The sequence below is a fragment of the Thalassobacillus sp. C254 genome (assembly GCF_001310615.1).
The window spans coordinates 1-20,190 of sequence record NZ_BAXQ01000029.1; the positions used below are offsets into that span (position 1 = coordinate 1).

Genomic DNA, 20,190 nt, shown 5'->3' on the forward strand with positions numbered 1-20,190 from the left:
TTTTACTTATGCTTTATTATCGTCTTGCTTTGCGGTCTCGGCCGCCTTTACGTCCTTGCTTATCAAACGAAAATTTATTATTTCTCCCTCTGCCGCCTTTGTTACCTTTGTTATTTCCACTTTTACCTCTGAAAGAGCTTTTCTTCGGCCGCAAGGAGGCTTCTTCTGTCAGCTTGATGTTTTTGTCGTCCGGTTCCTTCGTTGCCATTTTTAACGCAGCAGCTACGAGTGTTTCAGCACCGTATTCATCAAGCAGTCCTTTTGCTGCTTCATCCAGGTCCTCATACCCGCCTTTTCGGACAGTTTCTCTTAGTTGGTCAATTGCCTGCTGGTAACGGCCTGCCATTGCTTCCGCGTAGGTTGGAAGACTTTGACGCTTCATTTTACTTTTTGTAGTCGCCTCAATGTCTTTTAAATGTTCCATTTCACGAGGGGTAACAAAAGTAAATGCCACTCCTTTTTCCCCTGCACGGCCTGTTCTGCCAATACGGTGGACATAGCTTTCAGAGTCCTGTGGCAGGTCAAAATTATAAACATGGGTGACGCCAGTTACGTCTAGCCCTCTTGCCGCCACGTCAGTTGCCACCAGAATATTTATAGTGCCTTTTTTAAATTTACGAAGTACTTTATCACGTCTTTCTTGCCTTAAGTCACCATGAATGCCTTCTACAGCGTAGCCAACCTGGCTGAGAGCTTCTGATAACTCATCAACTCTTCTCTTTGTCCGGCCAAAGATAATGGAGAGTTCAGGAGGATCAATATCAAGCAAATACCTGAGCGTATCAAGCTTTTGTTTTTCAGGAACTTCAATATAACGCTGTTCGATACTGGATACAGTGAGGCCCTTGCTTTTAATAGCGACCACTTCAGGGTCTTTCATGAAATTTTTCGTAACGGATTGTAATCTCTTTGGCATGGTTGCTGAAAAAAGAAGGGTCTGCCTTTCTTTTGGAACTTCAGCCAAAATGGTTTCAATATCTTCAATAAAGCCCATGCTCAGCATTTCATCAGCTTCGTCCAATACAATCATTTTCAAGGTCTGTGGACGGATAGTTTTTCTTCTCATGTGATCCATAAAACGTCCTGGTGTTGCCACAATAATTTGCGGTCTGCGCTTTAAAGCTTTAATCTGTCGGCCAATTTCTTGTCCTCCGTAAATAGGTAAAGCTTCTATTCCTTTAAAACGACCGAGCTTATTTAACTCTTCAGCAACCTGATTGGCAAGTTCCCGGGTAGGAGCCAGCACCAGGCCCTGTGTAACCTTTTCTTCTGTATCAATGTTTTCAAGAAGCGGAATCCCAAACGCTGCTGTTTTCCCTGTACCGTTTGGGCCTGACCTATAAGATCTTTTCCTTCTTTAACAAAAGGGATAACTTTTTCCTGAATCGGTGTAGCTTCAGTAAACCCCATTTGTTCAACTGCTCGAAGAATTTGTTGATCTAAATTTAACTCTTTAAATAATGTCAATAACATCTATCTCCTTTAATCATTTATATTTCACTATAGGATATCCCCGTTATGATGAACCTTAAAAATACTTCTTCGTGTATTCATATCCTCAACCTACCAAAAGGTATATGTGTGAATTTCTATTTTTTAACGAACCAATCAACTTTACCACATATTGTATTGCAATGCTACTTCTTTCCTTATAAGATGCTTTCTGCACTTATCATTAGAGTGCCCAAAAACAATCGATATAAGCATATAACGTTACTTACTATCTAAAAGAAAAAATAAACAGGAAGAAACTCCTGTTTATCACTGGGCTTTCTTTTCTTTATTCTTCTGAGCCTTCAAGGATCCGGGTGATGAATTCTTATCCTGTTTGCTTGGAAGAGCCAACCCGTTTAACCCATTTCCTAAAGACCCGTACACCACCGCCTTTTTCGGGTCGATCAGTTCATCTTTTTCAAAATAAACACGTGGTGTTTTCCATAGAAGGGCCAATGCTTTTTGCATAGGCATTTCGTGATAACGTTCTGGCCACATTTCCTTAATTTTTGCTTTTACCAGCGGGTAATATTTAGGGTTAACACCTGGGAATAAGTGATGTTCTGTATGATAAGAAAAATTAAAGTGAAGAACATCCACCCATTTTGGAACGGTCACCGTTAAGCTGTTCGCCAGTGGATCATTCACAGGCACTAAAGGTTCAGCCTGTGATTTGTAGAAATATATGCCATCACAATAGCATTTGCAATAAGAACAGGTATGACAAATGCAAACAGCCACTTCAAAGGTCCTATCCATAACAATAACCCGATCCAGCTCGCCCATGGTAAAACAAACTGAAGCCATACTGCTGGTTGTTTGCCAGGTTTGAAATCCTTTATATAAGAAAAAAACATTTTGATGGAATGTGCTGTGAAAGTAACAGCTAATGAAAGCATGCTGAAAAAAGCACGGACGACAAAAGGAAGACGGTAAATTAAGCGTATTAGCTTACTTTTGTTGTAAGCTTCTACCGTAAACCAGGCATCCGGGTCCTTGTGTTCATCCTGAGTATGACGGTGATGCTCAATGTTATGCCATTTTTTCCAGAGTCTTGGTCCCGTAGTTAACGGCCAAAAAGCGACAGCGCCTAATAAACTGCTAAGCCTTTTATTTCTTACAACCGTTCCATGGAGATTTCATGTCCCAAGAAACCCATCGCGGCAAAACATGCACCTAACACTCCAGAAATCATTAAATAAATCCATAAATTCATATCATAAAGACTAATGGTCATAATGCCGGCAATGCTGATTAAAAGATATGCCAGGCCTCCAAACAATCTCATGGGAACTGGTTTAAATGCCTTTTTAGGTAAATGCGGAGTCACACGGGCAGCGTACCACCCAAACGTTTTATATTGATTCATTCATTGTCCTTTCCTAAACAAGCTATTGATAAATTGTAGTAGTTTATACTATTATCCCTCATACCTCCAAAGTATACCACATTAATTAAGATTTACAACCAATTGTTATTACCAGGTACCAATAGGGAAAAAGACGAAAGAAGATTTTCATTCTCAAGAGAAGCAACCGTGGCAGTACCTGTCAAAAAGCCAGTACCCCTTTCATTAACCTTGTAAATAGAAAAGGGAAGAACTTGTCCTCATCCGTCCATCATGGTAAATTATAGAAATGAAATTTAAAAATCCTGAAAATAAGGTGAGAAATATATGACATATATGAAAGATGAAACCCTGTTAGACGCACTTTTTAAAGCTTTAGCTTTGAATTTAGATTCAAACTTTATCCACTTATTAAAACAGGAGGCTGATCGCAGGGATATATTGCTTAATCAAAGCTGTAAATTATCTTCTGCACCCAAATTTAAACAAGAGGGGAAGCTTATGTAGAGCTCCCCCTCCATCTACCCGAAAAGCCCTCTTCCTTTTTTCATACCTCTTTATTCATCCACGATGTTTCCCTTGTAAAGCTTCTTTCTTACAACTTTAATTTTGAGCCTGCTGCTTATTTTCTTTAAATCCTGTTCTTCTCTTTTCGTTACTAACGATACAACCGTACCACTTGCCCCCGCTCTCCCTGTCCTGCCGGCACGGTGTGAATACTGGTCTGCATTTCTAGGCAGGTCAAGCTGAATAACATGTGAAAGTTCCTTGATATCCAGCCCACGAGCTGCTACATCTGTAGCCAGCAGCAGGGTCGTCTCTCCATTACGAAAGCGTGTAATCGCATTTTTTCGTTCATCCTTGTTTGAATCCCCATGCAAAGCTTCTGTTGAGACCCCTCTGTAAGCGAGCTTATCGCTCATTTCTGTTAACTGCTCTACGTTGTTTACAAAGGTTAATGCTCTAATATTTTCCGTCCTTATATACCGGCGAAGAATATCAATTTTCTCTCTTTGTTCACATACAAAATAGATATGATTGACCTTTTCAACCTCTTCTTTTCCTTTACTAATTCTTAGCTCTTCTGCTTCTCCTAACAGCTCCTTAGCCTTTTTGGCTGTCCCCGTTGAGATGGTGGCAGAGGTAAACAGAATTTGTGTATCTTTTAGGGAGGCTTTCCTGATCTTTTGCAGCGACTTTTCGTGTTCCTGAGTGATCAATTGATCTCCCTCATCTAATACCAGAGTAGATACTTTATGCATTTTCAGCTTTTTAAGCTCAATCAGTTCCAGTACCCTCCCAGGAGTCCCTACCGCTACATGCACAGTTTTCTTTAATTTATCAATTTGGCGTTTAATATTAGCCCCGCCTATGAAAGCTGCCCCCTCAATACCGCTCCCTTTTGTCCATTGATTTAGCTCTTCAAGAACTTGCATCACAAGCTCCCGGCTTGGAGCAATAATCACTGCCTGTGTATTTTTCATCTCAGGATCTATTTTTTGTAACAGAGGGATAAGATATGCGATGGTCTTTCCTGTTCCGGTTGGTGCTTCAACAACCATATTCTGCCCTTCCAAGAGGGAAGGAACGGCTCGTTCCTGAACTTTGGTCGGAGCATTAAATCCCGCTTCCTTCCATGCATTCTGAATAAAAGGGGAAGTCTTTTCCAATAAAGGCCATGTTATACTTTGTTTGTCGTCCATAGTTGTTTCCTTTCTTTTCCATACTACTTGTCTTTGTTTAAATTAAGCTTAGCTAATGCATCTGCCAAAGCTGGATTTGTAAATTCCTCTTCTTTCTTCTGCTGCTTCTTCAGATATTTATTAACGTCTCCTTTTGAAGCTTTGCTGTTTTTCTCTTTTTGCTTTCTTTTTATTAAAGGCTGACAATTTTTCCTTGTGACCGCATCTGCAGACAAAGATCTGCCCTTCACCTTCTCCTCTCAATTCAAGCTTCTTCCGGCAATTTGGACACCTTGCGTTTGTCACTTTCGCCACGTTCTTTTTATACCCGCAGTCCCGGTCCTGACAGACATGCATTTTTCCTTTCTTGCCTTTCACTTCAAGCAAAAACTTTCCACATTCCGGGCATTTGCTGCCCGTCATATTGTCGTGCTTGAATTTCTTATCGCTTTTTTTAATTTCTTTAACTACGCTGCCAGCATAACTTTTCATTTCATTAATAAAGGTTTCCTTTGGAAGCTTTCCTTTTGTGATATCTTCCAGCTTCAATTCCCATTCCGCAGTCAACGCAGGCGACCTTAATTCCTCCGGCACTAACTCTAGAAGCTGCCTGCCTTTTGAAGTAAGCACTAGGTCTTTTCCTTTCTTTTCGATTAAAAAACTGTTTAATAGTTTTTCAATAATATCAGCTCTGGTAGCTACGGTTCCAATGCCACCTGTTTTCCCTAATGTTTTAAGCAGCTGTTTGTCTTCTCCTGCCATGTAATGTGCCGGATTTTCCATTGCTGACAGCAGTGTTCCTTCATTAAATGGAGAAGGGGGGTTTGTTTCTCCCTCTGTTTTTGTGACCTTAAGCAGAGGAAGAAGCTCCCCTTTTTTCAGAGAAGATACGTTGTGAGAGGAGATTGTTTCTCCCTTCGTGGTACCGGGCACATCCTCATACACTTTCTTCCACCCCTGAGCTGTCACTTTTGCTTCTTTCCCAACAAAATTTTCGTTATTAATTGCCGCTTTCACAGTTGTAATTTCCTTTTCATGAGGTGGGAAAAATACTGAGATAAACCTTCTTACAACTAAATCATAAATGTTTCTTTCTTTAGCAGTGAACTCATCCACAAAGGGTGGTTCCTCTGTTGGAATAATAGCATGGTGGTCTGAAACCCTAGAGTCATCTACAAAAGATTTATTCGTCTTAATCGGGCTTTGTAAAAGGATATTGACATATTTAGCGTACGGCTTCACGCTGCATGCCTTCAACCTCTCCCTTAAGGTTTCCACAATATCTGAAGAAAGATGTCTTGAATCCGTACGAGGATACGTAAGCACTTTGTAGTGTTCATACAGCCTTTGCATAATGGATAAGGTTTCTTTAGCTGAGTACCCGAACACTTTGTTGGCATCTCTTTGAAGCTCTGTTAAGTCATAGAGCTGTGGAGCATGGCTCTTCTTCGAAGATACCTGAATATCAGTGATCAAAGCTTTCTTTCCCTGGATTTCTTTTATCACTTTCTCTGCTTTCTCTTTATGGAAGATTCTTGTCTCACCATTATTAGGGTCAGACCAGGATAAAGTGAATTGATTGTCTGTTAACACTGTAATGCCGTAATAGCTTTTAGGAGTGAATGCTCGAATCTCCTCTTCCTTTTTAGCAATCATTGCTAATGTAGGGGTTTGGACTCTTCCACAAGAAAGCTGTGCGTTAAATTTTGTAGTTAAAGCACGAGTAGCATTCATGCCAACATACCAATCGGCCTCAGACCGGGCAACAGCGGAAGCATATAGATCTTCAAATTGCTTTCCATCTTTTAAGCTGTTAAACCCATTTTTGATCGCCTTATCGGTGACAGAAGAAATCCACAAACGCTTTAAAGGCTTTTTCGTTTTGGATTTTTCAATGATCCACCTTGCTACGAGCTCTCCTTCTCTTCCTGCATCTGTAGCGATAATGATCTTGTTTACATCCTTACGGTTCATTTGCGTTTTCACAGTCTGAAATTGCTTTCCGCTCTTTTTTATAACCACAAGCTTTAATGAAGGGGGAAGCATTGGCAGGTCATCAAGATTCCAGGTTCTATACTTTTCTCCATAAGCTTCAGGGTCGGCTAATGTCACCAGGTGTCCTAAGGCCCAGGTAACAATATGATCCTTTCCCTCAAAATAGCCATTTCCTTTTTTATCACAATTTAATACTCTTGCGATATCTCTTCCCACTGAAGGTTTTTCTGCTAATACGAGCGCTTTCGTCATCATTGTTTCCTCATTTCCAATCTTATTAACGATAAAAACTTTTATGGTCTTTGTTTATCAGATATGCTCTATGTATCTTACCCCTCGCATCCTTATCATTCAAGGGGCTTGCCATGAAACTTCATGTCTTTGTCCATTGTTTTCAGCATCTTTTTTTATATTCCTTAATACACTGTAAATGCAATCAAAAGGAGGTGCTGGCATGAAGCCTGCTTTCACTAAGCCAGTAAATAAACGGCTCATCACAGTAAACGGAAGTGCAGTCATTACCGCTCCTCCAGACCGGGTCAACATTCAGGCAGGAGCGATCACCGAAGATGTGAGCCTTGAGCAAGCTCAAAGGGAGAATGCAGACATTATAGCCGCTGTAACGCAATCTTTCCTTGAACTGGGCATAGCGGAAGAAAATATACAAACGATACAATTAACAGTTTTGCCTATGTATGAATTCGTAGACAACGTACAAGTCTTACGCGGATATCAGGTTACCCATTTGCTGGAGGTTAGCTCTGATGATATAGAAGCAGCCGGTTTGCTTGTTGATGCCGCTGTCTCGCAGGGAGCAAATTATATTTCCAGTATTAATTTTTCCTTAGCTGATCAAACACCCTATTATCTTGAAGCACTATCTCTTGCGATGAGTAACGCTTCAGAAAAGGCCGCGATACTTGCTGATACCATACAAGTTACTCTTTCAAGAATCCCTAATCACGTTCGAGAGCTGCCTGTCGGTATTTCACCTTTCCCTCGTCAAGGAATGTTTATGGCTCAAGAAGGAGTTCCAACTCCTGTGCAGCCTGGATTACTGCAGATTCCAGCTTCAGTTGAAGCTTCTTACACTTACTTTAACCAGGGGGAGCAAAATATTTTGCAAAGAAAATCCCCTCGCGTGTAAAAAGGAAGGTACTTTAAAGCTGTGTAAACTTTATTTTATTTCAGTAAATATTCCCCCTCCTCTTTCTGATTAAAGTATATTTTTAATAGATGAAAAGGAGGGGCGACTTTGCACAAAAATGAAATACTGCTTAAGCTTTCATGGCGCGAAAGGGAAGTCTATCTCTATATGCAAGAAGCAAAACTTGCTTTGAAAAAAAGAAGCTTTTGCTATGAGCACTACCTGGAACTCCTCTCCCTTACTGCTCCTCCTGTGGAATCCGCTTCCAGGTATTTTGGAATTCCGAGGGAGGATATCATTATAATAGAAAAAAATATTTCTTATAAGATACGTTCTTCCCCCATGCATTCAGAAGAATACAAATAGGCTGTTCCCATGGGAACAGCCTATTTCATCTATATCCGTAAATTTCATTTTTATTAATACACTGGTTCGTTTTCTGGCGGCTTAGGTTTTCTCACTAGAGCATTATTCCTGCTATCAGAAATAATATTGCAGGTACAAAAGCAAACCCAAGCGTTCCAATTCCAACAATCACTGCAGTTATCAAAAATAATATCCCAGCAAGAATTCTCCTTTTTCCTCCTCTGATATTAATAACAGCAATGATTCCCAGAACTGCGCCTAAAATACTGGAAATAATTATCGCCCAGCCAAATGTTCCAAGCATACCTATAACCATGTTTACTTCTTCCGTTCCCATAGCTGGGTCTTGAGCCATTTCTTGAGACAACTGCTGTTGAAACTCTTGAGAGTCCATAAAGGTAGTTAATGTGAAACCCAGAATGGAAACCAATCCGCTTAAAACCACTCCAATGATTCCTAATGTTACTTCACCTGTTCTTTTCATAATGATCCTCCTTTGCCTATCCATGTAAAACATACGCCGAGAAACCCTATTGGTTTCAACTATACCAATATTTCTATTATTCTTTCCATTTCTTTAAATTTATTTAATAAAATATTTTTTCTGAAAAATGTTGTTTTTATTAGTTTACCGCGTTAAAATATCAATTATCTTTAGCTCGTTACACAACAGGAGGAACAAAACATGCTTACCTTTTTGCTCGCTATCATTTTGCTGGTCGTTGGATATATATTTTATTCTAAGTTCGTGGAAAAAGTTTTTGGAATAAATGATAAAAACGAGACTCCAGCCTATACAAAAAACGATAATATGGATTATGTGCCTATGAGCTGGTGGAAAGGCAGCTTAATTCAGCTATTGAACATAGCAGGTCTTGGACCCATTTTTGGAGCCGTTACAGGGGCTCTTTATGGTCCTGTTGCTTTTATTTGGATCGTCATTGGATGTATATTCGCCGGAGCTGTCCATGATTACTTTTCCGGAATGCTTTCATTAAGGCACAAAGGGGCTCAATTCCCTACACTTGTTGGACGTTATTTAGGAAAGACCATGCAATCAGCAATAAATATTGTTTCTATTGTCCTTATGATTTTAGTAGCCGCTGCCTTTACAGCCGGGCCGGCCCAATTAATTGCTGAGCTCACTCCTCTTACTTTCTTAACTGCCATTATTATTATTTTTGCATACTTTCTACTTGCTGCGGTACTTCCGGTTAACCGCATTATCGGTAAGGTGTACCCGGTGTTTGGAGGCATTCTGATCTTTATGGCTGTTTCCATTGCCATCGCATTACTTTTCTCTGAACATCAGATTCCAAACCTTACTGTCAGCAATCTGCATCCTCAGGATCTGCCAATTTGGCCTTTGTTAATGGTTACTATTTCCTGCGGGGCAATCTCAGGATTCCACAGCACCCAGAGTCCCATTATTGCAAGGACTCTAAAAAAAGAATCAGATGGAAGAAAAGTTTTCTACGGAGCAATGATTGCAGAAGGAATTATTGCAATGATTTGGGCTGCAGCTGCCATGACCTTTTTTGGTAACACAGGCGGACTCCAAGAAGCCTTTGCTGCAGGAGGACCAGCTGGGATTGTAAATGAAATTTCAACCAGTCTTCTTGGAACACTTGGTGGAATATTAGCTATTCTTGGCGTTATCATTTTGCCAATCACGACCGGGGATACGGCTTTACGTTCTTCGCGTATGATGCTTACCGAGCTTTTTAGTTCTCTCTTTAAAAATTTATCAGGAAAATGGAAAGTGGTTCTTGCGACCATCCCTGTCACCATTCCATGTTTCCTGCTGTCTACCATTGATTATACATTTCTATGGAGATATGTCGGGTTTACAAATCAGACAGTAGCAACCATTATGCTTTGGACAGCCACCATGTACCTTCTTACTAATAACAAGCTGCACTGGATTACCGGTATCCCTGCCTTATTTATGACCGGAATGGTCTCTACCTATGTGTTTTACGCACCGGAAGGCTTGAATATGGATTATTATGTATCTCTCGTAATTGGTGCAGTCATTACCGTTTTCGTCTGCATATGGTACATCCGCAAAATTATATCCAACAGGAAAAACCGCTCACAAGATTCGTATACATCAGCGGCATAGAGAAAAAGATCTGCTCCCATTGATTTGGGACAGATCTTTTTATTTAGCAATCTTTAGTATGATCTTCAAAAGGAAGGGAAGGACCAAGAACAACACCATCACTCTGATCACGTGAAGACTTGAAACAAGTGTTGGTTCAAGCTGCAGTGCAAAAGCCGTGGAAGCCATCTCAGCGGCCCCTGCCGGAACGGTGCTCAAAAGACTAGTCATATAAGGAAGCGGTGTAAGGAGAAAGAAAATGAGTGCCAGACACAAACTAAACAGAAAAAATAACTGAATGACCCCCACACTTGGAAGGCCAATCAACTTTAGGCGATGAAGCGTAACCTTATCAAATCTAATCCCAATCATGGCCCCAATCAGACCTTGGCCAATGCCTGCTATGTAAGAGGGCGATTCAAGGGGGATCAGAAACTCACTTACTAGAAAACCGATAAATATAGAATACAAAAGAGCTCCCGCGGGGATTTTAACCTTTCGATTCAGGATAATAGAAAGAGAAATGACAACAAATAGAATAGGAAGGAGTAAAGTAAGATTCGTATAAGACCCATTTACTTGAGCTTCTGTTTCTATTACAGGGTAAAAGATACCAGCTGCAAATGGTATGACAAGGACAAAGAAGGTTATTCTCGCTGTGTGAAAAGCTGCAACGATACGGTCATCTGCTCCGTATTCCCTGCTGACACTGATCACTTCTGATGCTCCCCCGGGGACACAACAAAAAAAGGCTGTTAATATATCCAAGTCTGTCCATTTATACATCAGCCACCCGAATAAAAGACCTGCAGCCAAGGTCAAGCTAAGCGTTACTAACAATGGAAATAAATAAATATGTAAAGTGAAAAACAGTTCTCTTTCCATCATAAAGCCTATACTTGTCCCAACCATTGCTAGAGCCATTTGAAAAGGAAGGCCTTCAAATGGCAGCTTTTTAAAAATGAGGCCAATTATGATTCCGAAAAGAAGGGACCCGAGCAGCCATCCAGCGGGAATCCCTAAATATGAAAAAAACCCTCCTGCAATAAGTGCAAGGATTATATATATGATTTGCTGCCATATCATAGTGCTCACCCTCTTTACCTTCCAAACACAGTGTTTCCGCGTAAAAAGAGCCACTTTAATAGTGACTCTTACTTCCGGTTCTTAAGATACTTAATAAAACGTATAACAAATAGGTGCAAAAAGAAGAAATAGCAGCCAGACTTAGAAGAGCTAAAGAAATAGGTTTTGCAGTAAATATTGCCCAGTCCCCGTTTGAAATCTGTAATGCTCTTCTCATATTTTCTTCCATAATTGATCCTAATATCAGTGCTAGAATCAGAGGTGCTGCCGGAAACTCGTAAAGTCTCATAAACAAACCGATCACACCGAAAATTAGTACAAGAGTAAGGTCAAACGTACTAAAGCTGAGTCCATACACCCCTATCATACAAAATACTACAATAAGTGATAATAGCATAGCTCTTGGTAAATTGAGTATTTTTGAAATAAAAGGTATTAACGGTAAATTTAGAATCAGGAGAACGATGTTTCCTATATACATACTGGCGATAACACCCCAGAAAACATCTGGCCTGTCTTCGAGCATTAATGGTCCTGGTGTAACTCCCATGACAAGAAGGGCTCCGAGTAATATAGCTGTGGTTCCTGAACCTGGGACCCCTAAGGTAAGAAGCGGGACAAAGGAACCACCTGATGCAGCATTATTTGCAGCCTCTGGTGCTGCTACACCCTTAATGTTTCCTTTTCCAAACGTATGACCATCTTTTGCAATTCGTTTTTCCATACTATAGCCAAGAAATGAACCTATTGTTGCTCCTGCTCCTGGCAAAACTCCTGTAAAGAAACCTAAAATGGAACTTCTTCCGATTGGTCCGGAAATTTCCTTTACCTCTTTTTTAGAGAGTTTTAGAGAACCTAAATGATTTTGCTTTTTTGCTTTTCCTCCTCGAAGAAGCATAACAAAAACTTCTGCTAAAGCAAATACACCTAAAGCAACAATTAAAAAGTCAATTCCCTCTAACAATCTTACATTATCAAAAGTATATCTTGGAGTTCCTGTCTGGCGATCAATACCTATGATTGCTACCATGACTCCAAAAACTGCTGCAATTAGGCCTTTAACAACCGACTTATCGGATAGGCTAACCACTGCAGTCAAACCAAGGACCATTAAAGCAAAATACTCTGTAGGCCCGAAAGCAACAGCCACGGTGGATAATAGGGGAGCAATAAACATTAAGCCTACCACACTGATCGTTCCCCCAATAAAGGATGCATAGGCAGCAAGGGCGAGAGCCTTTCCTGCTTTCCCCTGCTTTGATAAAGGGTAGCCATCAAAGGACGTTGCAACCGTCCCTGCAACACCTGGAGCATTTAATAATATAGAGGAGGTAGAACCACCAAAAATAGCTCCATAATACACACCTGCCATCAGAATTAATCCTGAGGCTGGATCTAACCCGTAAGTGATAGGAATCATCAGTGCTAGAGCACTAATAGGTCCAAGCCCTGGGAGCATTCCTATTACCGTCCCCGCTATTACCCCGATAAACACAAACATTAAATTTTCCGGCTGAAGTGCTACACTAAAACCATACATAAGTAAATCAAAAGCTTCCACTGATCAAGCACCTCCTTTCTAAAACGGCAGAAAACCAGGCGGCAAAAATACACCCAGTGCTCTTGTTAATATAAAATAAAATCCAATGCTGACACTTATAGCAACAATAAAGTTAATTAGGTGTTTTCTATATCCGTAATATAGTGTCATAAGAAAAATAAATAGCATTGTGGTCAGAACAAATCCCGCTAATTCTAAAAGAAAAATGTACAAAAGGACACCGGTTATCGTCACAACCACTTGTACTTTTGGATGCATCCACCAGGATTCAGACTGATCTTGGGTTGGTGTTGTAACATTTTCCTCTGTTTTATCGCTTACCGAATCCTCCCCATCCTTTCCCAGGTCTTTTGTTTCCTGGGTTTCATCTTCTGTTTCTTCCTGAGGTATATCTCCTTTGTCCTTTTCAAAAAATAATAAGACGGAAAGAAACAGCATAGTGAAACCTAGTACTTTTGGAAACAAATCTGCATCTACTGGTCGAGGTATGGGATAAATTGGTATTTGAAAAGCGTAAAAAGTATAGCCGATTGATAAAATAAAAAGAATAATTGCTATTACCTGGTTTGCCCTTAAAGTCTTAAACATCTTTCCACCACCTCTCTGCTCCTAGGTGCGTTACTTTTTATTCACTTTCTGTCATTTCGGTTTACACTCTATGCAGTTGACTCAAATCGTCTATTGGTTGATTAAAAAAGAGGGTGAATTGAAAGACTAAGGTCCTGCCACCCACCCTCTTTTTATTTAGTAGTTTTTAATAATTACTCTTCTACGATGCCAATATCGGTAAGGACATCCTCAAATTGCTCATATTGCTCATCTAAGAATTCACCAAACTCATTGCTGTCCTGATAGGCGTCAATCCACCCATGACTTTCTCTTGTTTCCTCCCAGGACTCCGTTTCCAGCATTTCTGCATACATATTTTCGTAGTATGCTACGGCGCTAGCCGGCATTTCTGGCGGCCCCATGATTCCTCTCCAAATATCAAACGTATAATCGATACCCTGGTCGATATAGGTTTCAGCGTCAGGCATACTATCAAGAGGCTCTTCTGAGGATACGGCAATCGGACGAAGCTCGCCTGCTTCCACTTGTCCCATCGCTTCCCCTACACCAGTAGACACCACATCAACGTGTCCTCCTAAAAGGTTAGTCATAGCCTCCCCACCGCCATCAAACGGCACGTAGTTAACATCACCTGCATTCAACCCTGCTTCAGAGGCAGCACCGGCAAAGGAGATATGGTCCATACTTCCAGCTGAAGAGCCTCCTCCTACACTTACAGATCCTGGATCTTCTTCAATTGCATCGAAAACATCTTGAATAGACTCAAATTCAGAATCATTTCTGACAAGGACAATTGAATAATCCGTGATTAAACGAGAAACTGGCGTAAAGTCATTATGATCGTATTGTGAAGTCCCGCTCAATGGCACTAAGATAATCGGCGGACTTGCTGCAAACAGTAGGTCATCACTCTCCGCCTGAGCTGCTATTTCAGCCCATGCGACCGCGCCCCCGCTTCCAGGTACGTTTACTGGCGCAAAATTCACTGGCGCTAAATCTTCCTCATCAATCACCTGGGCCGTGGTACGTATTAAGGTGTCCCAGCCTCCTCCGGCATCTGCGGGTGCAATATACTCAACATTACTGGTTGGCTCCCAATCTTCATCTACCTCTTCTTCAGTGTCATTGGCAGCAGACTCACCATTTCCATTATCTGCTTCGTCTCCTCCTGCTTGTTCATCGCCGTCACCACAGGCGGCTAATAACAGGACTGTTAAGATAGCTAAAATAGCAATTAAGTTAAAGCGCTTACAAATTTTACTCACCTTGTTTCACCCCTTTTATATATTTCTTCACCAATGATATCTGAAAATAAAAAAATTGAAGATTATCCAAATAATCTTCAATTAGTTCTTTATTCTCTTTTTGTTCATTTTGTTTACGAGAAGACATACCTTCGTTCTGGCCTACCCACTTCTCCATAAGTGACCTGGACGTGAGCTTTTTCTGTTGAAATCATATACTCTAAGTATCTTCTGGCAGTAGACCTGCTGGCTCCAATATCCTTTGCAACTGTCACTGCAGTGGCTCCTTCAGCACCCATTTTCTCTAAAGATGCGTAAACTTTTTCCAAAGTCAGTCGGTCTATTCCTTTCGGTAGGGTGGTCTGCTGTACTGACGCTACAGCAGATGCAGTTCCTCCTCCTATCAAACCATCTACAATTTCCTGGTCCAATTCTTCTTTTTTTGTGAAAAACTTTCTCTTGTTTTTAAGACGAACCAGGGTCTTCTCCAGTCTTTCTGCATTCACCGGTTTTATAATATAATCGAAGATTCCTCCTTTTAATGCTTCCTGAATTGTATTGGCTTCTTTGGCGGCAGTCATCATTATAATTTCCGTTTGACGGTACTTTTCCCTTAGCATCCACATTAATTCCAAACCTTCTACATCAGGAATAAACACATCTAATAATATGACATCTATTTCATAGTCAATTTCTTTTAAAAACTCACTAGTTTCTACTCCACTCCTCGTCATGCCGGCTACCTTAAATCCCGGGACCCGTTCTACAAAAGCTTTATTTATCTCTGCTATCCTGAAATCATCTTCTACTATCAATACCGTGTAACTATCTGCTGTCATCTATACCCCTCTCTTTCTATTCTTCCAGGTTCAGCCTTTGGAATAGATACAATAAAACAAGCTCCCCCCAACTCACTTTTTTCTAATGTAACCATTCCCCCTAAATTATTAATGGCCTTCATGGTTAGGGCTAAGCCAATCCCTCTATGTTTATCACTTTTCGTAGAGTACCCTTCCATGAAAATCTTTTCCATTATAAGAGGGGAAACCCTGGGCCGCTGTCTTCTATTTCAAATACAATTTCTTCTCCCAAATCAGTAAATGATACATGAATTAAACGATTTTTCTTATCATTTTCAAGCAAGGATTCACAAGCGTTTTCTATCAAATTTCCAAGAATAGTAATCAAGGCTTCTCGTTGTTTATCTGTTAAGACAGAGGACAGCTGGCTGTATTTATCAACAGAAAAAGTGATTCCTAATTCATGAGCCCTGTTCATTTTCCCTAATAAAACAGCGCTTACCATTGAATCGGTTACATTCTCGATGAAGAAGTGAAGCCATCCCTGTTGAGTTTTACTTTCTTGATCAATTAATTCAATAGCTTCAGGGACCTTTCCAAGCTGGAGAAGGCCAGAAATTGTATAAAGCTTGTTAGAAAACTCATGGGTTTGCGCTCTAAGGCCTTCTGCATACTCTCTTACCTTTGATAACTCTCTTGAAAGCTCCATTATCTCAGTTTTATTACGGAAAGTAGAGACAGCTCCTAGTACTTTATTCTGGCTTTTGATAGGAACTCTATTTACAACCAGATGATGATCCTGTAGCCACAGCTCTTTGTTAAAATGGGCTCTTCCTGTAGCCAGAACTTCTATTAAGCCTGTATTTTTTATAATTTCTTGAATGGGTGCCCCTATCACGTCTTTTTGGTTTTTTTTATCGGATAAATACTCCATCGCTGTTTGATTTATCATTGTAACTGTCCCTTGCTCATTAACTGCTATAATGCCCTCATGGATCGACTGGAGAATAGCTTCTTTTTCCTCAAACATGCGGCCAATCTCCGCCGGCTCCAATCCATGAATCGATCGTTTGACATGGTAAGAAATTAGAACAGAACCAGCTAACCCTCCAAAAGTGATCATCGCTAACAAAATCCATGTGTCCGAGATATACTCTTGAGCAGTCACCTGCACCTCGTCCTCTAAAAAACCAACCGAAACAACTCCAATGACAGCGCCTTCATCTGAAAGTACAGGAACCTTCCCTCTTATGGAAAGGCCTAGTGATCCTTCAGCCTGAGACACATACGATTCCCCGTGTAATAAAGCTGGATCGTTATCGCCGCCGACCATTTTTTGGCCAATCCGTTCCTCAATAGGATGAGAATACCTTATACTGTCCGTGTTCCCAACGACTATAAATTGAGCGCCGACTTCCTCTCTAATATCCTCAGCAATTGGCTGAATTATTTCTTCAGGAGAATGTTCATTAAAAGCTGAACGTAATTCCGGAATCATCGCCACACTTTGAGCAACACTTAACGCCCTGTTGCCCATATGTTGTTCGACATATTGGGAATATTGCTGATGATAATAGTACCCCATAAGTAATATCGTAATTAAAATTAATGAACTTGTTAATAAAATCATTTTTTGCAGGAGACTCAACTGGGGTTTCCAGAGAGGAGTTAAGTTGAAATTTTTCATGGTGCTTCCTCCCTGTATCAGTTATCTTTTTTCAGTCTTTTTTCAATCTTTTGTCACTATTATGACATATTTCCTACCAAACATAAATTTTATTTTTTTCTAAATTAGTTTGCATTCTGGAAAATACCATGATAAGATGTAATTAATTATCTTGACTCGTTGCGATGTAAAGATGAAGTTTTTTCTCTTGAAAGTAATGCAAGATAGTAATAATGCGTGCGGCAATCCGCACATATAGGAGGATTTATTCACATGGAACAAGGTACAGTTAAATGGTTTAATGCAGAAAAAGGTTTTGGTTTTATCGAGCGTGAAGGTGCAGACGACGTATTCGTACACTTCTCTGCTATTCAAGAGGAAGGCTTCAAAACTTTGGAAGAAGGCCAACAAGTTAGCTTCGAAATCGTTGAAGGTAACCGTGGACCACAAGCTGCTAACGTTCAAAAAGCGTAATAGCATATATTAAAAGGGACTCGTCAGAGTCCTTTTTTTATTGCGTATACAGTTTTCTTTTCAGAATAAACAGACCAGATTAATAAAATGACTGAAAAAGCCACCGCTTCTAGAGCGGTGGCTTTTTCTGGAGCCCTTAAGAAGTATTCATTGGAGCAAGGATAGAAGGATCCACAAAGATGGTACACTTAAAACGGTGGTAACCAATGTAATGGATGAAACAAGTTTCGGGTTTGCATCAAATTGCACTGCCAGCATAGCTGTCGTTGCAGCTGAAGGCATAGATGCAGAAACGATCAGCACAGCAGCAAGCGTTGGACTGGCTGGCATCATCAACGTAAGTACGTAAGCAATTATTGGAGATAGCACTAAACGCAGTATGGTGCCATACCCCACTAGGGCCCACTGAAAGCTTTTCACCGATATTGTCGCCAACTGCATCCCCAGGATAACCATTACCACCGGGATTGCTGAATCAGCTAATAAATCAATTGCACCTAAATAGGAATCTCCCATTTGAATATTTAAGTATTGCAGAGCTAACCCAAGGAACAAGGCATACATAACTGGCATTTTTAAAGAAATCCGTATAGCTCCCCTTGCATCCATATTACTCCTATTAGCTACATAAACACCAAATGTATTCATAAGCAAAGACTGAACAACCATATAAATAACAGCAAAGGCAAAGGCTTCTTCCCCAAAGGCAAAAAGAATAAGGGGAGCTCCGTAATTTCCTGCGTTTGTAAATATTGTCGCAAGGTTCATCCCACTTACCGTTTTACTGTCCCATTTATATATTTTGGCGACAATGAAATTACAAAGAAGCATAATCACCAAAAAGACAATGGAGAAAACCACAATAATTAAGTAATTGCGGTCAGGCACTGTTGTGTAAAACGTCCTGAATACTAATGCTGGTGTTAATATGTATAATGCCACCGCAGAAATAGACCTAATTTCCAGAACCTGCTTTTTCTGTAGTAAATACCCTCCCATAAATATAAGAGCAATTGGGAGCAGCACTTCTATAAATATCTCCAAAACTCCCTCACTCCTTGTCTGTAGTGTAAAGGGGCTGCCCTAAAGGCTTTTTCAGCTGCAATCATTCATTAAAGGAACAATTACAACAACCATTCAATCTAGACTTCATTCGGCCCACCGTATACCGTGGCCTGAGCTTTACCTTCCTCGTAAGCAAAAACTGCTCACTATGGTCCTTTTGCTGCTGTTTTTACAGGTATGTTAACTGAAGTTAATCAACAATGGAGCTGACTTGACTTAATGGGTTACTCTTTTTTCATCATATTCATTTGCACCTACGAAAGACCTCATATGTATGAGTGACAAATTACTCATTTGCCAGGTATTCTATCGTATCTTTTAGTACTGCTATTCCATCCAGCAGTCACTTAGGTTGGTAAACTCTTCTGGACTATGACTTTTCCCTGCTTTGCTTGGAACAAAGATCATACCTGCGGAAACCTTTTTCCCAATATTCATGCATCATGCCCTGCTCCGCTTGGAAGCAGACGGTAAGCAAGACCATGTCTTTGGGCCGCTTCCTCTGTAATCCTTTGAATATTCTTTGAAAGAGGGACAGGAGGGAGTGTAAGGAGCGTCTTCCATTCCATCTCTAATTCTCTATTTTCAGCAATGGCTTCAGCTATATTTTTCACTCTTGCAATTACCTCATTACGAGCCTCTTCCTTTATATCTCTAATATCTATAGTCAATTCTGTCTGGCCGGAAATTACATTCGAACCGTTAGGAAGTACATGAACCTTACCCACAGTCGCTACAGCAGAGTCGCTCACTGCTGCAGGCACTTTTTCTATTTCAGTAATCAATTCCCCTGCGGCTGCTACAGTATCTTTTCTTAAATTCATTGGTGTATTTCCAGCGTGGTCTGTTTCTCCATAAAAGGTTACAGTTTGCCAGGAAGGACCAGCGATACCGTTTACGATACCGATTTTTTCCTGGTTATACTCCAGCTGTTTTCCTTGTTCAATGTGGAGTTCGATGAAAGCGTGAATACTGTTTTCCGGGTACTTGCTTTCTTCAACTTTGGCAGGCATAAAGCCCATATCCTCCATCGCCTCATAAATTGTAATTCCTTTGTTGTCTTTTACTTGATGAAGCTCCTCCTTCGAAACTTCTCCAATCATCGCTCGGCTGCCAAGAAGGCCACTTCCGAAACGAGTTCCTTCCTCATCTGCAAAAACGACAATTTCTATAGGACGGATATGTTTCTTATCAGAATTTCTAAGTGCTTCTACAGCCATTAGCGAGCTTATGCACCCCAAAGCCCCATCAAATGCTCCACCTTCAGGAACGGTATCCAGATGAGACCCCGTCATAACAACAGGCATTTCTGGATTCTCCCCTTCAAACCTGGCGATCATATTTCCGACTGAATCTTCCCAAACGAGTCCCCCTATATCTTCAAGCCAGCTCTTAAACAATTCCTTTGCTTCTTTTTCTTCTTCCGTGTAGACATATCTGGAAACTCCCCTATTAGGAAGGCCTCCAATCTGAGCCATTTCAGAAAGCCTGGAAGCAAGTACTTCTGCATTCACACCAGGATAACTACCACAATTGTAAAGATCTGTTAGAAGCCTTTCTTTTAAAGAAGTCATTTTACTCTCTCCCT

At 40.6% G+C, this 20,190-nt stretch carries 17 protein-coding genes and 2 pseudogenes; 4 read left to right on the forward strand and 15 right to left on the reverse strand.

Features of this window, described 5'->3' with window-relative positions; translation table 11 throughout:
- Positions 1–16: 16 nt before the first annotated feature.
- The 3 genes and pseudogenes from JCM19033_RS18915 to JCM19033_RS18920 form a co-directional block, all read right to left on the reverse strand.
- Positions 17–1,297 carry a DEAD/DEAH box helicase gene (locus tag JCM19033_RS18915; RefSeq protein WP_306301405.1) on the reverse strand — a complete coding sequence of 427 codons (1,281 nt, stop codon included), beginning with the start codon at positions 1,295–1,297 and terminating at the stop codon, positions 17–19.
- Entirely contained in the window at positions 1,198–1,467 is a 270-nt protein-coding gene (locus JCM19033_RS27700; protein WP_306301402.1) for a DEAD/DEAH box helicase, read from the reverse strand. The genes JCM19033_RS18915 and JCM19033_RS27700 overlap by 100 nt, the downstream gene beginning before the upstream one ends.
- A 294-nt stretch (positions 1,468–1,761) precedes the next feature.
- Positions 1,762–2,863 (reverse strand): annotated as a pseudogene (locus JCM19033_RS18920) (fatty acid desaturase).
- Positions 2,864–3,178: 315 nt separating this feature from the next.
- On the opposite strand from JCM19033_RS18920, the gene sda reads away from it, so the two are divergent.
- Positions 3,179–3,349 (forward strand): sporulation histidine kinase inhibitor Sda, encoded by a 171-nt coding sequence (gene sda, locus JCM19033_RS18925; RefSeq protein ID WP_198153575.1) that lies wholly within the window; start codon positions 3,179–3,181, stop codon positions 3,347–3,349.
- 50 nt (positions 3,350–3,399) lie between these two features.
- Here sda and JCM19033_RS18930 read toward each other — a convergent pair whose 3' ends face one another.
- Entirely contained in the window at positions 3,400–4,545 is a 1,146-nt protein-coding gene (locus JCM19033_RS18930) for a DEAD/DEAH box helicase (protein WP_157049972.1), read from the reverse strand.
- 23 nt (positions 4,546–4,568) lie between these two features.
- Positions 4,569–6,771: pseudogene (locus tag JCM19033_RS18935) on the reverse strand (DNA topoisomerase III).
- A 202-nt stretch (positions 6,772–6,973) separates the two neighbouring features.
- Here JCM19033_RS18935 and JCM19033_RS18940 point away from each other — a divergent pair.
- Entirely contained in the window at positions 6,974–7,666 is a 693-nt protein-coding gene (locus tag JCM19033_RS18940; RefSeq protein WP_054637475.1) for an SIMPL domain-containing protein, read from the forward strand.
- A 460-nt stretch (positions 7,667–8,126) separates the two neighbouring features.
- On the opposite strand, the gene JCM19033_RS18950 is transcribed toward JCM19033_RS18940, so the two are convergent.
- On the reverse strand, positions 8,127–8,516 hold the full coding sequence (locus tag JCM19033_RS18950) for a DUF4064 domain-containing protein (RefSeq protein ID WP_054637477.1): 390 nt from the start codon (positions 8,514–8,516) through the stop codon (positions 8,127–8,129).
- A gap of 201 nt (positions 8,517–8,717) precedes the next feature.
- On the opposite strand from JCM19033_RS18950, the gene JCM19033_RS18955 reads away from it, so the two are divergent.
- Positions 8,718–10,157, forward strand: a complete 1,440-nt coding sequence (locus tag JCM19033_RS18955; RefSeq protein ID WP_054637478.1) for a carbon starvation protein A — start codon at positions 8,718–8,720, stop codon at positions 10,155–10,157.
- Between the two features lie 39 nt (positions 10,158–10,196).
- Here the strand turns inward: JCM19033_RS18955 and JCM19033_RS18960 are convergent, their stop codons facing one another.
- The 7 genes from JCM19033_RS18960 to JCM19033_RS18985 form a co-directional block, all read right to left on the reverse strand.
- Entirely contained in the window at positions 10,197–11,222 is a 1,026-nt protein-coding gene (locus JCM19033_RS18960) for an AbrB family transcriptional regulator (protein ID WP_054637479.1), read from the reverse strand.
- 55 nt (positions 11,223–11,277) lie between these two features.
- The gene (locus JCM19033_RS18965) at positions 11,278–12,762 is read right to left on the reverse strand and encodes a tripartite tricarboxylate transporter permease (RefSeq protein ID WP_157049976.1); all 1,485 of its coding nucleotides are present in this window, start codon (positions 12,760–12,762) and stop codon (positions 11,278–11,280) included.
- 39 nt (positions 12,763–12,801) lie between these two features.
- Complete coding sequence (locus JCM19033_RS18970; protein WP_054637481.1) at positions 12,802–13,371, reverse strand: tripartite tricarboxylate transporter TctB family protein; 570 nt, start codon at positions 13,369–13,371, stop codon at positions 12,802–12,804.
- 173 nt (positions 13,372–13,544) lie between these two features.
- Complete coding sequence (locus JCM19033_RS18975) at positions 13,545–14,618, reverse strand: tripartite tricarboxylate transporter substrate binding protein (protein WP_054637482.1); 1,074 nt, start codon at positions 14,616–14,618, stop codon at positions 13,545–13,547.
- 113 nt (positions 14,619–14,731) lie between these two features.
- Entirely contained in the window at positions 14,732–15,436 is a 705-nt protein-coding gene (locus JCM19033_RS18980; protein ID WP_054637483.1) for a response regulator, read from the reverse strand.
- Positions 15,433–15,630: a hypothetical protein gene (locus JCM19033_RS26600; RefSeq protein ID WP_269758397.1), complete on the reverse strand. Its 198-nt coding sequence runs from the start codon at positions 15,628–15,630 to the stop codon at positions 15,433–15,435. The genes JCM19033_RS18980 and JCM19033_RS26600 overlap by 4 nt, the downstream gene beginning before the upstream one ends.
- On the reverse strand, positions 15,630–17,084 hold the full coding sequence (locus JCM19033_RS18985; protein ID WP_269758398.1) for a sensor histidine kinase: 1,455 nt from the start codon (positions 17,082–17,084) through the stop codon (positions 15,630–15,632). The genes JCM19033_RS26600 and JCM19033_RS18985 overlap by 1 nt, the downstream gene beginning before the upstream one ends.
- A 252-nt stretch (positions 17,085–17,336) precedes the next feature.
- Between JCM19033_RS18985 and JCM19033_RS18990 the strand changes: the two genes are divergently transcribed.
- A complete protein-coding gene (locus JCM19033_RS18990; RefSeq protein WP_054637484.1) occupies positions 17,337–17,537 on the forward strand; it encodes a cold-shock protein in 201 nt (66 codons plus the stop codon).
- A gap of 147 nt (positions 17,538–17,684) precedes the next feature.
- On the opposite strand, the gene JCM19033_RS18995 is transcribed toward JCM19033_RS18990, so the two are convergent.
- Together JCM19033_RS18995 and JCM19033_RS19000 are read right to left on the reverse strand one after the other, a co-directional pair.
- The gene (locus JCM19033_RS18995) at positions 17,685–18,581 is read right to left on the reverse strand and encodes an AEC family transporter (protein ID WP_054637485.1); all 897 of its coding nucleotides are present in this window, start codon (positions 18,579–18,581) and stop codon (positions 17,685–17,687) included.
- A 455-nt stretch (positions 18,582–19,036) separates the two neighbouring features.
- Positions 19,037–20,176, reverse strand: a complete 1,140-nt coding sequence (locus JCM19033_RS19000; protein WP_269758399.1) for a Zn-dependent hydrolase — start codon at positions 20,174–20,176, stop codon at positions 19,037–19,039.
- Positions 20,177–20,190 lie beyond the last annotated feature (14 nt).

Bases quoted from the DNA above. Each gene is read 5' to 3' on its own strand.
- JCM19033_RS18930 (WP_157049972.1), bottom strand. From the start codon at position 4,545: ATGGACGACAAACAAAGTATAACATGGCCTTTATTGGAAAAGACTTCC.
- sda (WP_198153575.1), top strand. From the start codon at position 3,179: ATGAAAGATGAAACCCTGTTAGACGCACTTTTTAAAGCTTTAGCTTTG.
- JCM19033_RS18970 (WP_054637481.1), bottom strand. From the start codon at position 13,371: ATGTTTAAGACTTTAAGGGCAAACCAGGTAATAGCAATTATTCTTTTT.
- JCM19033_RS26600 (WP_269758397.1), bottom strand. From the start codon at position 15,630: ATGGAAAAGATTTTCATGGAAGGGTACTCTACGAAAAGTGATAAACAT.
- JCM19033_RS18950 (WP_054637477.1), bottom strand. From the start codon at position 8,516: ATGAAAAGAACAGGTGAAGTAACATTAGGAATCATTGGAGTGGTTTTA.
- JCM19033_RS18955 (WP_054637478.1), top strand. From the start codon at position 8,718: ATGCTTACCTTTTTGCTCGCTATCATTTTGCTGGTCGTTGGATATATA.
- JCM19033_RS18985 (WP_269758398.1), bottom strand. From the start codon at position 17,084: ATGAAAAATTTCAACTTAACTCCTCTCTGGAAACCCCAGTTGAGTCTC.
- JCM19033_RS18965 (WP_157049976.1), bottom strand. From the start codon at position 12,762: ATGTATGGTTTTAGTGTAGCACTTCAGCCGGAAAATTTAATGTTTGTG.
- JCM19033_RS18960 (WP_054637479.1), bottom strand. From the start codon at position 11,222: ATGATATGGCAGCAAATCATATATATAATCCTTGCACTTATTGCAGGA.
- JCM19033_RS18990 (WP_054637484.1), top strand. From the start codon at position 17,337: ATGGAACAAGGTACAGTTAAATGGTTTAATGCAGAAAAAGGTTTTGGT.
- JCM19033_RS19000 (WP_269758399.1), bottom strand. From the start codon at position 20,176: ATGACTTCTTTAAAAGAAAGGCTTCTAACAGATCTTTACAATTGTGGT.
- JCM19033_RS18940 (WP_054637475.1), top strand. From the start codon at position 6,974: ATGAAGCCTGCTTTCACTAAGCCAGTAAATAAACGGCTCATCACAGTA.
- JCM19033_RS18980 (WP_054637483.1), bottom strand. From the start codon at position 15,436: ATGACAGCAGATAGTTACACGGTATTGATAGTAGAAGATGATTTCAGG.